11 protein-coding genes are annotated in these 13,246 nt (G+C 34.2%); 5 read left to right on the top strand and 6 right to left on the bottom strand.

All coding sequences use genetic code 11. The features are described 5' to 3' along the window. Positions 1-358: 358 nt before the first annotated feature. Positions 359-1,834 (top strand): FGGY-family carbohydrate kinase, encoded by a 1,476-nt coding sequence (locus ACZ5C4_RS00470; RefSeq protein WP_464519308.1) that lies wholly within the window; start codon positions 359-361, stop codon positions 1,832-1,834. Positions 1,835-1,954: 120 nt separating this feature from the next. On the opposite strand, the gene gyrA is transcribed toward ACZ5C4_RS00470, so the two are convergent. From gyrA to dnaA, 6 genes are all read right to left on the bottom strand, one after another. Beyond that, a complete protein-coding gene (gyrA, locus tag ACZ5C4_RS00465; protein ID WP_186875881.1) occupies positions 1,955-4,447 on the bottom strand; it encodes a DNA gyrase subunit A in 2,493 nt (830 codons plus the stop codon). A 225-nt stretch (positions 4,448-4,672) separates the two neighbouring features. Beyond that, entirely contained in the window at positions 4,673-6,610 is a 1,938-nt protein-coding gene (gene gyrB / locus ACZ5C4_RS00460; protein WP_464519307.1) for a DNA topoisomerase (ATP-hydrolyzing) subunit B, read from the bottom strand. 12 nt (positions 6,611-6,622) lie between these two features. Continuing rightward, complete coding sequence (gene recF / locus ACZ5C4_RS00455) at positions 6,623-7,708, bottom strand: DNA replication/repair protein RecF (RefSeq protein WP_464519306.1); 1,086 nt, start codon at positions 7,706-7,708, stop codon at positions 6,623-6,625. 41 nt (positions 7,709-7,749) lie between these two features. Next, a complete protein-coding gene (locus ACZ5C4_RS00450) occupies positions 7,750-7,965 on the bottom strand; it encodes an RNA-binding S4 domain-containing protein (protein WP_186875878.1) in 216 nt (71 codons plus the stop codon). 37 nt (positions 7,966-8,002) lie between these two features. Then, entirely contained in the window at positions 8,003-9,112 is a 1,110-nt protein-coding gene (gene dnaN / locus ACZ5C4_RS00445; protein WP_464519305.1) for a DNA polymerase III subunit beta, read from the bottom strand. 301 nt (positions 9,113-9,413) lie between these two features. Beyond that, the gene (dnaA, locus tag ACZ5C4_RS00440) at positions 9,414-10,784 is read right to left on the bottom strand and encodes a chromosomal replication initiator protein DnaA (protein ID WP_464519304.1); all 1,371 of its coding nucleotides are present in this window, start codon (positions 10,782-10,784) and stop codon (positions 9,414-9,416) included. A 351-nt stretch (positions 10,785-11,135) separates the two neighbouring features. Here dnaA and rpmH point away from each other — a divergent pair, with 351 nt between their 5' ends. The 4 genes from rpmH to ACZ5C4_RS00420 are packed head-to-tail and all read left to right on the top strand — an operon-like array spanning position 11,136 to position 13,225. Then, entirely contained in the window at positions 11,136-11,270 is a 135-nt protein-coding gene (rpmH, locus tag ACZ5C4_RS00435; protein ID WP_464519303.1) for a 50S ribosomal protein L34, read from the top strand. Positions 11,271-11,329: 59 nt separating this feature from the next. Then, a complete protein-coding gene (rnpA, locus tag ACZ5C4_RS00430; protein ID WP_464519302.1) occupies positions 11,330-11,665 on the top strand; it encodes a ribonuclease P protein component in 336 nt (111 codons plus the stop codon). A 30-nt stretch (positions 11,666-11,695) separates the two neighbouring features. Continuing rightward, on the top strand, positions 11,696-11,908 hold the full coding sequence (gene yidD / locus ACZ5C4_RS00425; RefSeq protein ID WP_186875873.1) for a membrane protein insertion efficiency factor YidD: 213 nt from the start codon (positions 11,696-11,698) through the stop codon (positions 11,906-11,908). Between the two features lie 12 nt (positions 11,909-11,920). Further along, the gene (locus ACZ5C4_RS00420; protein WP_464519301.1) at positions 11,921-13,225 is read left to right on the top strand and encodes a YidC/Oxa1 family membrane protein insertase; all 1,305 of its coding nucleotides are present in this window, start codon (positions 11,921-11,923) and stop codon (positions 13,223-13,225) included. The last annotated feature ends 21 nt before the right edge of the window (positions 13,226-13,246 follow it).

The following is a 13,246-nucleotide window of genomic DNA, read 5'->3' as shown; positions in this document are numbered from 1 at the left end:
AGATAGATTACAATTTGTGCAATTGTCCTGTTAATAAGAAAGAATATATGTAAAAGGATACCAATACAGATTTTTTTCTAAATAGCACATTCTATTCAATAAAATGTATGATATACGTTCTATTTCAATCATATAATAAATTATGTTTTTATACATTATTTACAATTTTTTATACTTTTTATACTATTTTTTATATTATTATATTACAAAAATAACATTATTCTACAATTAACATTGAATTTTTATGAACAAATATGATAAATTAATAATGAATTAATAGAACGTTTTATTTGTAAATATGGGAATATAAAATTTCATTTTTTTATTTAGCGTAAACTGTTTGGGAGGAATACATATTATGAACATAGCAGTTATTGATGTAGGAACATCCAGTATGAGAGGGATTTTGTATAATGAAGCCGGAGAGATTCTTCACATACATCAAATTCGTTATTCTGTACATTATCTCAATGAAACGTTTGCTGAACAAAATCCAGATGACTGGAAATCCTCTCTCTATAAGATTGGCAAAAATCTTGCAGAATGGGCTGATACAAACAATAAAAAAATAGATGGGCTTTCTCTTACAAGTCAACGTTCTTCTGTTATTCCTATTGATAAATATACGCATCCTCTCTCCCCTGCAATTATGTGGATGGACAAGAGAAATACCTCTATTTGCAGTGAATTAAAGTATGCCGAAAAACTGATTGTCAAAAAGACCGGTGCAAGAGTCAATGATGTATTTTCAGGAAGTAAAATGACATGGATAAAACGAAACCAGCCGGAAATATATAAAGCAGCATATAAGCTTCTTACTATTGCTGATTATCTCGCTCTATTAATGACAGGAGAATTTAAAACAGATCATACGTATGGCAGCCGTTCTTCTCTGATGAATATCAGAACCCGTCAGTGGGATGATGAATTGCTGAAACTTTTTGAGATTGATAAGGGCAAATTATGTGATTTAATCTCCCCCGGAGAAATTCTTGGAACTACTACCAAAGAATTCTTTCAGGCAACAGGAATCAGACAGGGAACCCCTCTTGTAAGTGCAGGAGGAGATCAGCAGTGCGCTGCTCTTGGTTTAGGGATCATTCAAACGGGAGATATGGAATTAACAACAGGCACTGGCGCTTTTCTTCTTGCATATAGCGACAGAGTACCTGAAAATCTGGAAGATAATGTAATATGCGGAGCTCATGCAGAAAAAGGAAAATATGTACTTGAGTCCAGTATTATTTCTTGTTGTTCACTCTATGACTGGTTTAAAGAACAATTTTATTCGAATGATAAAGATTACGATTCTATCAATCAAGATATACTTCAATCTGTACCTGGGGCAAATGGTTGTATTGCTCTCCCTTATTTTCAGGGGCGCGGAACTCCTGACTGGAATACAAAGGCAGCCGGCTGCTTTTTAAATTTAACTTTAAAGACAACCAAGCAGGATATGGCAAGATCCTTACTTGAATCTATTGCTATGGAAGCCGCTAACAATATTGATGTACTGGAAAATTATGTAGGAAATACAGATAAAATACATATCAGTGGAGGACTTACTAATTTTTCATCTTTCAATCAGATACAAGCAGATGTATATCAAAAAAAACTTATAAAAAGTCAAAATCCTGAACAAACTTCTCTTGGCGGTCTGATTAACGCATTGGTTGCATTAAAATATCAAAAAGATTATCCATCTGCCCTTAATCTAGTCAAAAAAAATGAAGAGAGTCTTATCTATCATCCTGATAAAAAGAATCTCCTCGTTTATAAAGAAAAGAGAATGCATATGAATAAATTTTACAAAAAACTATACCTTGATAAGTAACTTATTTCATTTCGAACAGAATAAGTATAGTATACTATTAAATAATAATAAATAAAACCTGATACAAAAGTTTATTATTTTATAATTATTGTACCAGGTTTTATTTCTTTGTAAACTTTATTATTCCTCTTCTTCTCCAGAAATTTCTACCTGTTCTCCATCAATTTCTGCAGAAGCTTTTCTTACTTTAGCTGTACTTGCAACAGTTTCATTTTCTGGTAAATTAATTAATTTCACGCCTGAAGTTATTCTTCCATATACAGAAATATCAGAACACTTCATTCTTATGATAATTCCTTCTGTATTTATTATCATAATCTCATTATCTTCATCAACCGCCTTCATGCCAATTACATTTCCTGTTTTCTCAGTAATTTTATAGCATTTTACACCTTTTCCACCGCGGTTTTGTCTTGTGAATTCATCCATTTCTGTACGTTTGCCCATACCCTTTTCAGAAACAATCAAAAGATAATTTCCCTGGCTGCTCATTTGCATACCGATAACAACATCATTATCACTTAAATTCATTCCGCGCACTCCCATAGAAGTTCTTCCTGTTGAGCGCACATCCTGCTCATTAAACCGGATACACTGTCCATATTTCGTTACAAGTATAATATCCTGTTTATTATCTGTTACTTTTACTTCAATCAGCCTGTCATCCTCACGCAGTGTAATTGCAGCAAGACCAGTTTTTCTGACATTTGCATAATCACCTATAGGTGTTTTCTTTACAAGTCCTTTCTCTGTCGCCATAAACAGATATTTTCCATCCTCATACTCATAGATAGGAATCACTGCTGTTATTTTTTCATCCGGCATAAGCTGAAGCAGGTTAATAATTGCAGTTCCTCTTGCCGTTCTTCCTGCTTCCGGTATCTCATATGCTTTTAGTCTGTAAACTCTTCCTGTATTTGTAAAGAACATGATATAGTGATGACTTGTAGTAATAAATAACTCTTCGATATAATCATCATCCAACGTCTGCATACCTTTAATTCCTTTTCCACCGCGATTTTGGCTCTTAAAGGTATCCATAGTCATTCTTTTGATATATCCAAGCTTTGTCATAGTAATCACTACATTTTCTCTCGGAATCAGATCTTCCATAGAAATATCAAATTCATCATATCCGATATGTGTTCTTCTCTCATCTCCATATTTTTCGGAAATAATTAAAATTTCTTTTCTGATTACTCCAAGAAGAACTTTTCTGTCTGCAAGAATCTCTTTTAACTCTCCAATACGTTTCATCAGTTCTTCATATTCTGCTTCCAGCTTTTCACGTTCCAGACCTGTCAGTGCCCGCAGACGCATATCTACGATTGCCTGTGCCTGCACATCTGTCAATTCAAATCTTGCAATCAATTCCTCCTTTGCAATCTGAACTGTTTTGGATCCTCTGATAATTTTAATCACTTCATCAATGTGATCTAAAGCAATCAGCAATCCCTGTAAAATATGAGCTCTTTCTTCTGCTTTATTTAACTCATATTTAGTTCTTCTGGTAACGACATTTTCCTGATGTTCCAAATAATGCTTCAGCATATCTAAGATATTCATAATCCTAGGTTCATTATTTACAAGCGCAAGCATAATAACACCAAATGTATCCTGAAGCTGTGTATGTTTATATAATTGATTTAATATAACATTCGGATTTACATCTCTTCTAAGTTCGATACAGATACGCATACCTTCACGGCTGGACTGATCACTTAAATCAGTAATTCCATCTACTCTCTTGTCTCTGACAAGTTCCGCAATTTTTTCAATCAGTCTTGCTTTATTTACCATAAATGGAAGCTCTGTCACAATAATTCTGTTCTTTCCATTTTGCATAGGTTCAATATTTGTAACAGCACGTACTCTTATCTTCCCTCTTCCGGTACGGTATGCTTCTTCAATTCCTCTGGTGCCCAGAATTTCTGCACCTGTCGGAAAATCAGGACCTTTTACAATTTTCAATATATCTTCAATTGTAGTTTCCCCATTCTCATCTATCTGGTCATCAATAATCTTTACAACCGCCGCAATTACTTCCCTTAAATTATGAGGAGGAATGTTTGTCGCCATACCTACCGCAATACCAGATGTCCCATTTACAAGAAGATTTGGAAATCTAGCCGGAAGTACGACCGGTTCTTTCTCTGTCTCATCAAAGTTAGGAGCAAAATCTACTGTATCTTTGTTAATGTCCGCAGTCATCTCCATAGAAATTTTGCTTAACCTTGCTTCTGTATAACGCATTGCCGCAGCGCCGTCTCCGTCCACAGAGCCAAAATTTCCATGTCCGTCTACGAGAGGGTATCTTGTAGACCATTCCTGTGCAAGATTAACCAATGCCCCATAGATAGAACTATCCCCATGAGGATGATATTTACCCATTGTATCACCGACAATACGCGCACATTTACGATGCGGTTTATCTGGGCCATTATTCAATTCTATCATTGAATATAAAATTCTTCTCTGTACTGGTTTTAATCCATCTCTGACATCAGGAAGAGCACGAGCAGCAATTACACTCATTGCATAGTCGATATAAGAAGTTTCCATTGTCTTTTTTAAATCGACTTCATGGACCTTATCAAAAATATTATCTTCCATTTTTTTCTCCTTTTTTACTTAACTTTTGCATACTATCCAGCTCTAAAATCTTTGATTTTATCGCTATTTTCGGTTGCTTCCGCTTCCTATCTCAGTTCTAAAATCTTCGATTTTATCTCTGAATTGGCATTTCCAATGCCAATTCATAAAATTTATACATAACAAAAATACAAATGAATTTGATTTTTGCTCTGCATAAATTTTCTGGATAGTCGCTGTAAAGTGCTATATATCCAAATTTTGAACGTATTTTGCGTTTTCTTCTATGAATTCTCTTCTTGGTTCTACTTTATCTCCCATCAGGGTGGTAAAGGTTAAATCAAGTTCGGAAGATGTTTCTTCATCCATTGTTACACGAAGCAGTATTCTATGTTCTGGGTCCATTGTTGTATCCCATAGCTGCTCTGCATCCATCTCTCCTAAGCCTTTATATCTCTGGATTTTATTATTTCCGTCTCTTCCTACTTCTGTCAAAATATTATTTAACTCCTCATCACTGTAGGCATACCAGACTTTTTTATTTTTTTCCAGTTTATAGAGAGGCGGCTGTGCCAGATATACATATCCTTCTTTTATTAAATCAGGCATAAACCGATATAAAAAGGTTAATAATAAAGTACTGATGTGAGCGCCGTCTACATCGGCATCCGTCATAATAATAATTTTGTGATACCTTAATTTTGAAATATCAAAATCTTCGTGGATACCCGTCCCAAATGCTGTAATCATTGCTTTGATTTCTGCATTTGCATAAATTTTGTCCAGACGTGCCTTCTCCACATTCAAAATCTTTCCGCGCAATGGAAGAATTGCCTGTGTTGCACGATCCCTTGCTGTCTTAGCAGAGCCGCCCGCAGAATCTCCCTCTACGATATATATTTCACAGTTTACGGGATCCTTATCTGAACAATCCGCAAGTTTTCCAGGAAGCGACATTCCTTCCAACGCAGATTTTCTTCTTGTCAGATCTCTTGCTTTTCTTGCCGCTTCTCTCGCACGCTGTGCCATAACAGATTTTTCAACCGTCAGTTTTGCTACATTTGGATTCTGCTCAAGGAATATTTCCAACTGTGTACTTACAATATTATCGACTGCTCCTCTGGCTTCACTGTTTCCAAGCTTTTGTTTTGTTTGTCCTTCGAACTGCGGATCTTCAATCTTAACACTGATAATTGCAGTCAGTCCCTCTCTTATGTCTTCTCCTGACAGATTTGGTTCATTGTCCTTTAAAAGCTTATTTTTTCTCGCATAATCATTAAATGTCTTTGTCAGGGCATTTCTAAATCCTACGACGTGGGTTCCACCCTCAGGAGTTGTAATATTATTTACAAATCCATAGGTATTATCACTATAAGAATCGTTGTGCTGCATTGCCACTTCCACAAACACATTATCTTTCATTCCCTCGCAGTAAATAATCTGCTCATACAAGGGTGTTTTACTTCTGTTTAGATATGTGACAAATTCTTTGATTCCGCCTTCATAATGAAATGTCTTTTCCTTTGGTTCTTCTTCTCTGTCATCCCTTAAAATAATTTTCAAACCCTTTGTCAAAAAAGCCATTTCCCTAAAACGTTGCTTTAATGTATCATAGTCAAAAATTGTCTCCTCAAATATTTCCTTATCTGGCAGAAATGTTACCTTTGTTCCTGTCTTTTCTGCATCACAATCTCCTACAATTTTTAATTTGAATGCAACTTTTCCTCGTTCATAACGTTGTTTATATATCTTTCCCTCATGGTAAATCTCTACTTCCAGCCATTCAGACAATGCATTTACAACAGAAGCGCCTACTCCATGAAGTCCTCCTGACACTTTATATCCGCCGCCGCCAAATTTTCCTCCTGCATGCAGAATTGTAAATACAACTTCTACTGCTGGAAGTCCTGCCTTATGATTGATCCCTACAGGAATACCACGACCATTGTCTACTACCGTAATAGAATTATCTTTATTTATACTGACAAATATAGTGTCGCAGTATCCGGCAAGTGCTTCATCGACTGCATTGTCAACAATCTCATATACTAAATGATGGAGACCTCTTAAGGAGGTGCTTCCGATGTACATGCCCGGTCTTTTTCTTACCGCTTCCAATCCTTCCAATATCTGAATTTGGTCTGCTCCATATTCAGCATCAAATTCCGTACTTGTTGCACCCATTTAAAAAACCTCCTAATTTTCTTTCGCTACTTTTCCATTTTTTACATGGAATATTTTATTAATAGAAAAACGATGATTCACAAATTCGTCTAATCCAGTACAAGTAATTACTGTCTGTATATTATGGATACTGTCCAATAAATAGTTTTGCCTATGTTTATCCAATTCAGACAAAACATCATCTAATAATAATATTGGTGTATCATTTATTAGTTTTTTTACCAGTTCAATTTCTGAAAGCTTTAAAGAAAGAGCTGCCGTTCTTTGTTGTCCCTGAGAGCCAAACTTTCTAATATCTAAATTTTCTGCCATAAAGCACAAATCATCTCTATGTGGACCAACAGAAGTACTTTTCATCCGAATATCTCTTTCCCTGTTTTTTTTCAGTGCTTGTTCAAGAGAAAGTGTTCCTATACTCTTTTCGTATATAATAGAAATTTTTTCCTTTCCGCCTGTTAATTTAAAATGAATATCAGAAATTATTTTATTTACTTGACAAATAAATTCTTCACGCCTTTCCATCACTTTGTTCCCATATTCGACTAACTGCAAGTCCCATATATCCAAAGTTTCCATCAACTTTTCCTGTTTATATAATTCTTTCAATAAGGAATTTCTTTGATTGATAATACGATTATAATTAGACAGGTTGCTCAGATATAATTTGTCAAGCTGTGACAGCTCTAAATCTATAAATCTTCTTCTTCCAGACGGACCATCTTTTATGATATTCAAATCTTCGGGAGAAAAAAATACAAAATGTACAATCCCAAATAATTCACTTGCTCTTCTGATAGGAATTTTATTAATAGCAATACCTTTTGGACTATTCTTTTTTAAATGCATGTCTATTTGAAAGTCAATTCCATTCTTGTTTACAATTGTTTCAAGATGGGATTCTTCACATCCAAATCTTATTAAATCTCTATCTTTTGTGCCTCTGTGGGATTTTGTAGTTCCTGTCAGGTAAAGCGCTTCCAAAATATTTGTTTTTCCCTGCGCATTGTCTCCATACAAAATATTTGTCTTTGGATCAAAGGTCAAATCTAATAAATCATAGTTCCTATAATTTTTAAGCTTTAAAGATTTGATTACCATACTTTCTCCATTACCACTTACCTATTTTACACTTTTTTGCACTATTTTTCAATTTTTATTTCCATGGAATTAAAAACGACAACATCTCCATCATAAAGTTTTCTGCCGCGTCTTACATCCACTTCCTTGTTTACTGTAACAAGACCATCCTGTATTACCTCTTTTGCCTCTACACCGGATTCTACAAATCCTGCTGCTTTTAAAGCCTGTCCCAGTTTAATAAATTCATCTTGCTGGCGTAATTTTATAATCTCCACTTTTTTTCCTTTCCAGACCGACCTATTTTACTTTTGTCTATGCAACTGCACTGAAATTTACCGGAAGAATCAAATAAATATAGCTTTGTGCCTCATCTTTGATAAAACATGGCGCTTTTGCATTCATAAAGTATAATTCAACTTCCTCATCATCAATAACCCTTAACGCATCTATTAAAAACTTAGGATTAAATCCGATCAATAAATCTTTTCCTTCTTTTGCTATAAAAATTTCTTCGTCCATCGAACCAATTTGTGATTTTATTTTCAGCTCCATAGAATCATCTCGAATATCTATAATAATTGGCTTTTTATCACCTTCTTTAATTAAAAGTGTTGCACGATCTATACAATCTAATAATTCACGTTTATTTATTTTTACTTTCGTTTCATAATCACTGGAAAGCATCTGATCGATCTTAAAATACTCACCTTCAATAAGACGTGATACGACAACTGTCTTATCAAATTCAAATACAATATGATTCTTTGTAAATGAAATATCCACTTCAGCTTCAGCTTCTCCACCGATAATTTTACTAATTTCCTGCAAAGTTTTTCCTGGAACAATCACTTTCTTAGAAGCATAAGAATCCTTCAGTTCAATCTTGCGTATTGAAATTCTATGTCCATCAAGTGAAACTACTTTCAGTATATTTTCTTCAATTTCAAAGAGCTCTCCAGTCATCATTTTATTTGTATCATTATCAGCAATAGAAAAAATTGTCTGCCGAATTACTTCCTTCAAAGTAAATTCTGTAACTGTAATAAAGTCATCTTTTTCAATTACAGGAAGGTATGAAAAATCATCTCCCGATTGTGCTGCAATATTAAATTTAGCTTTTTCACATGTAATTAAAGCCTGGTTATCAGATTCGGTTTCAATTACAACATCATTATCCGGAAGCTTTCTTACAATCTCTGAAAATATTTTTGCATTTAATGCAATAATTCCTCTTTCGATTATCTCTCCTTCAATTCTAGTTTCAATTCCCAATTCCATATCATTTGCTGTCAATTTAATTTCTTCAGCAGATGCATCTATCAATATACATTCTAAAATAGGCATTGTAGTTTTAGAGGGAACTGCTTTTGATACGATACCAACTCCTTTTACCAAATTAGATTTTGTACAAACAATTTTCATGTTAGATAACTCCTTTCAACTTCCATATATTTGTGGGGAATAAATTTTTGTCCTTCTTTTTAGATAGAAATATATAAAATAATTCCGTCTTATTCTTAATAGGGACTGTGAATATGTTAATAAGTACTTTAAAGCCTTAAAAAATAAGGGGTTGTCCATTTTGATAACTTTGTAGAAACTAGCTGTATAAGAACAGGATAAAATGGGAATAACAAAAACCTAAAAGAGGTTAAAATAGTTATTTACGTCTTCATCCACATACTTTTTACATAGTTATTCACATAAATGTACTTCTTTTTCACTATATTGGATTTATTTTTTTCTTTATAATATTTACAGTATTATTAAGTGCTTCATCATTTTGAAGTGCTGCTTCAATTTTGTCTACTCCATGGCTGATAGAAGCATGATCTCTTCCTCCAAGTATAATTCCAATTGATTTTAATGGCGTTTCTGTCATTTTACGGCATAAATACATGATGATTTGTCTTGGAAGAACAATCTCTGCATTACGTTTTTTCCCTTTTAATTCAGAAACAGGAATATTAAAATGATCCGACACAATATCAATAATCAATTCCGGAGTTACAATACGGTTTCTATCAGGAGAAATAATATCCTTTAATGCTTCTGCTGCAAGAGGTATATCGATTGCCCTGTTTTCGAGATTAGCAAGAGCAATAAGTTTATTTAATGACCCCTCTAGCTCTCGGATATTGGATTTTATATTATTTGCTATATACTGCATGACTTCATCGGGAATATGATAGCGTTCCAGACCATCTAATTCTTCTTTTTTTCTCAAAATAGCCATTCTGGTTTCATAATCAGGAGAAGAAATGTCTGCAATTAATCCCCATTCAAATCTTGTCCGGAGCCTTGCCTCAAGTGTTTCAATATCTTTCGGCGGTTTGTCACTGGAAATGATGATTTGTTTTCCTGAAACATGAAGATGATTAAAGGTATGGAAGAATTCTTCCTGTGTACTTTCCTTTCCTATAATAAATTGAATATCATCAATTAAAAGTACGTCATTATTTCTATATTTTTCACGAAATGTTGTCATTGCAAGCTCATTTCCATTTTTTCCGACCTTCAGAGCATCAATGAGTTCATTTGTAAATGTTTCACTTGTAACATACAATACTTTTTTAGAAGGATCATTTTCTAATATAAAATGGGCGATAGAATGCATCAAATGCGTTTTGCCAAGTCCGACTCCTCCATATATAAAAAGAGGATTATAAATTTCACCCGGTGATTCTGCTACTGCCAAAGAAGCAGCATGAGCAAAGTTATTGTTGCTTCCTACAACAAAGGTATCAAATGTATATTTTGGATTTAGATTTGCCTGTTCAAATATAGCATTTGATTTTTGTTTTTTAACAGCTGATTTTTTCTTTTCCCTGATAACAGTCTGATCCTCTGTGACAAATGAAACCTCATATTCGATTCCTGTCACTTCACCGATGCATACACGGAAAGGAAGCCTGTACTTCTCCTCAATATGTTCCAGGCTTGCTCTTAACTTTACCAGTATGTATACAGTATCTTCTGTTACCTCATATACAGTAAGTGGGGCAATCCAGGTATTATATGAAATATTTGAGGAGCAATATTCTAATTTCATTTTATTTAGGATCTGCTCCCAATTTTCTTCTACAATATTCATGGATAATAACTCCTAATCAATATAATAGAGAGACATAAAGGCAAAATCTCTCTATTACATTTTACATCAAAAAAGGTGTATAAGCAACGGAAAATCCATGTGTATAAGTTTATAAACATAGAAGATATTGAGAATTAAGATAAGTTTATAATAAAAATAAAAGTTATCTACAGATTATTTTGCAGTTATCCACAAGTTATTCACATTGTGTGGATAAAAAAATACCGTGAATTGCTTGACTTATCGCTGTTTTTTTTCTATAATTAAGAGCAGTGTCTTTTTGTATAATGAGATAATATTGTTTGTACTTTATTATATAAAGTATATCAAGTAAAGGGAGGTGTATGGTAAATGAAAATGACATTTCAGCCTAAGAAAAGATCAAGATCTAAAGTACATGGCTTCAGAGCAAGAATGAGTACAGCAGGCGGAAGAAAAGTTTTGGCTGCCAGAAGAGCAAAAGGAAGAAAAAGGTTATCAGCGTAGGCCGCATATATGTGGCCTTTTCTTCTATTTATTCGAATGCAGATGGAATGAGGTTATGAATGAAATTTTCTGAATCTCTAAAAAAAAATAAAGATTTTCAGATTGTATACAGGCAGGGAAAATCTTATGCAAATAAATATCTTGTGATGTATATTTTAAAAAATGAACTTGGAAGAAACCGTTTAGGAATTTCCGTCAGCAAAAAAGTAGGAAATAGTGTTGTAAGACATCATCTTACAAGATTAATCAGAGAAAGTTACAGACTTTCAGAAGAACATTTCCAGAGTGGATATGATATTGTTATAATTGCCAGAGTAAGTGCAAAAGAAAAGAAGTATTATGATATTGAGAGTGCACTGATCCACCTTGGAAAGCTTCATGATATATATGTCTGATTGGACAAACATAAAGGAGTGCGGTAGAAGATGAAACGGATTTTAATCGCGTTAATCCGGTTTTATCAGAAGTATTTATCCGGATTAAAAAGACAATATCACTGTATTTATACACCAACTTGTTCACAGTATGGGATCGAAGCAATTGAAAAATATGGAGCAGTCAAAGGAGGAGCATTGACTGTATGGAGAATACTGCGCTGCAATCCATTTGCAAAAGGAGGGTATGACCCGGTACCTTAAGGAGGATAAAAGATGTATGGAATTTTAGCTGCCGGTTATGGAGACTGGCCGATTATCAAACAGATTGCCTGGCTGTTAGGTAAACTGATGGATGGAATCTATAATGTGATGGATGCGATTGGAATTCAGAACATTGGTATTTGTATCATTATTTTTACAGTCATTATTTATACACTGATGATTCCTCTTACAATTAAACAGCAGAAATGGTCTAAAATGTCAGCTGTTATGCAGCCTGATATAAGAAAAGTTCAAAAAAAATATGCAGGAAAAAGAGACCAGGCTTCCATGTTGAAACAACAGGAAGAAATGCAGATTATTTATGAAAAATACGGAACATCTCCAACAGGAGGATGTCTTCCGATGTTAATACAGATGCCGATTCTGTTTGCACTTTATCCGGTAGTTTCTAATATACCGAAGTATGTAGAAGGTGTAAAAAATGTTTATATGCCTGTGGTAAATCAGATTATGGCAACAGATGGTTTCCAAAAAATTATGGAAAAAATAGGAGAGGCAAGTCCGGTACTTATGAGCCCGAAATCCTATGACTATACAAAAGCGGATACCATTGTCAATGCATTATATAAATTCCAGGATTCCACATGGGATACTTTGGTTGACAAAATGCCTTCTTTAAGTGGAATCGTAAATGACACAGTAAGCCAGGTAGGGCATTTAAATAGTTTTCTAGGTATAAATATCGGGGAACAACCTTTTAATATGTTAATGACTGCACTGCATGATTTTTCAATTATAGGAATTATTATGGCAGTGATTATTCCTTTGATGGCAGGTCTTACACAGTTTATCAGTGTGAAATTACAGCCCCAGCCTGCAATGCAGGATAATGGAGATAATCCGATGGCAGGTTCTATGAAAACAATGATTTATACAATGCCATTGATTTCAGTTGTGTTTGGTTTTACTCTTCCTGCCGGATTAGGTCTCTATTGGGCGGCAAGTGCTTTGGTAAGATGTGTACAGCAGCTTGCAATCAATAAATATTTAAGTAAAAAATCTGTTGAAGAGCTGATTGAAGAAAATCAGAAAAAAGCGGCTAAGAAACGCGAAAAAAAGGGAGCTTCTGCAAAAGAAATCAACAAGATGGCAACACAGAATACAAGAAATGTTACAGCTAAGAAAAAATCAAATGTTTCTGATTCTGAAAAAGAAGAAAAGCTCAAAAAAGCAGCAGAATATACGAAAAATGCAAAGCCTGGAAGTCTTGCATCTAAGGCAAACCTGGTAAGTAGATATAATAGTAATAATAGTGTAAGTAAAGAAAAAACGAAAAAAGAAGATAGTGATAAATAATTATCGCAGGAAGGAGCCGGG

The sequence above is a fragment of the Mediterraneibacter flintii genome, assembly GCF_055387595.1.
Note: the sequence above shows the minus strand (reverse complement) of the source record. Positions and strands in the feature narration are given on the sequence as shown.

What these genes read in the sequence shown, in the direction of transcription:
- ACZ5C4_RS00470 (WP_464519308.1), top strand. Translation starts at nt 359, where the DNA reads ATGAACATAGCAGTTATTGATGTAGGAACATCCAGTATGAGAGGGATT.
- gyrA (WP_186875881.1), bottom strand. Translation starts at nt 4,447, where the DNA reads ATGGAAGATAATATTTTTGATAAGGTCCATGAAGTCGATTTAAAAAAG.
- gyrB (WP_464519307.1), bottom strand. Translation starts at nt 6,610, where the DNA reads ATGGGTGCAACAAGTACGGAATTTGATGCTGAATATGGAGCAGACCAA.
- recF (WP_464519306.1), bottom strand. Translation starts at nt 7,708, where the DNA reads ATGGTAATCAAATCTTTAAAGCTTAAAAATTATAGGAACTATGATTTA.
- dnaN (WP_464519305.1), bottom strand. Translation starts at nt 9,112, where the DNA reads ATGAAAATTGTTTGTACAAAATCTAATTTGGTAAAAGGAGTTGGTATC.
- dnaA (WP_464519304.1), bottom strand. Translation starts at nt 10,784, where the DNA reads ATGAATATTGTAGAAGAAAATTGGGAGCAGATCCTAAATAAAATGAAA.
- rpmH (WP_464519303.1), top strand. Translation starts at nt 11,136, where the DNA reads ATGAAAATGACATTTCAGCCTAAGAAAAGATCAAGATCTAAAGTACAT.
- rnpA (WP_464519302.1), top strand. Translation starts at nt 11,330, where the DNA reads ATGAAATTTTCTGAATCTCTAAAAAAAAATAAAGATTTTCAGATTGTA.
- yidD (WP_186875873.1), top strand. Translation starts at nt 11,696, where the DNA reads ATGAAACGGATTTTAATCGCGTTAATCCGGTTTTATCAGAAGTATTTA.
- ACZ5C4_RS00420 (WP_464519301.1), top strand. Translation starts at nt 11,921, where the DNA reads ATGTATGGAATTTTAGCTGCCGGTTATGGAGACTGGCCGATTATCAAA.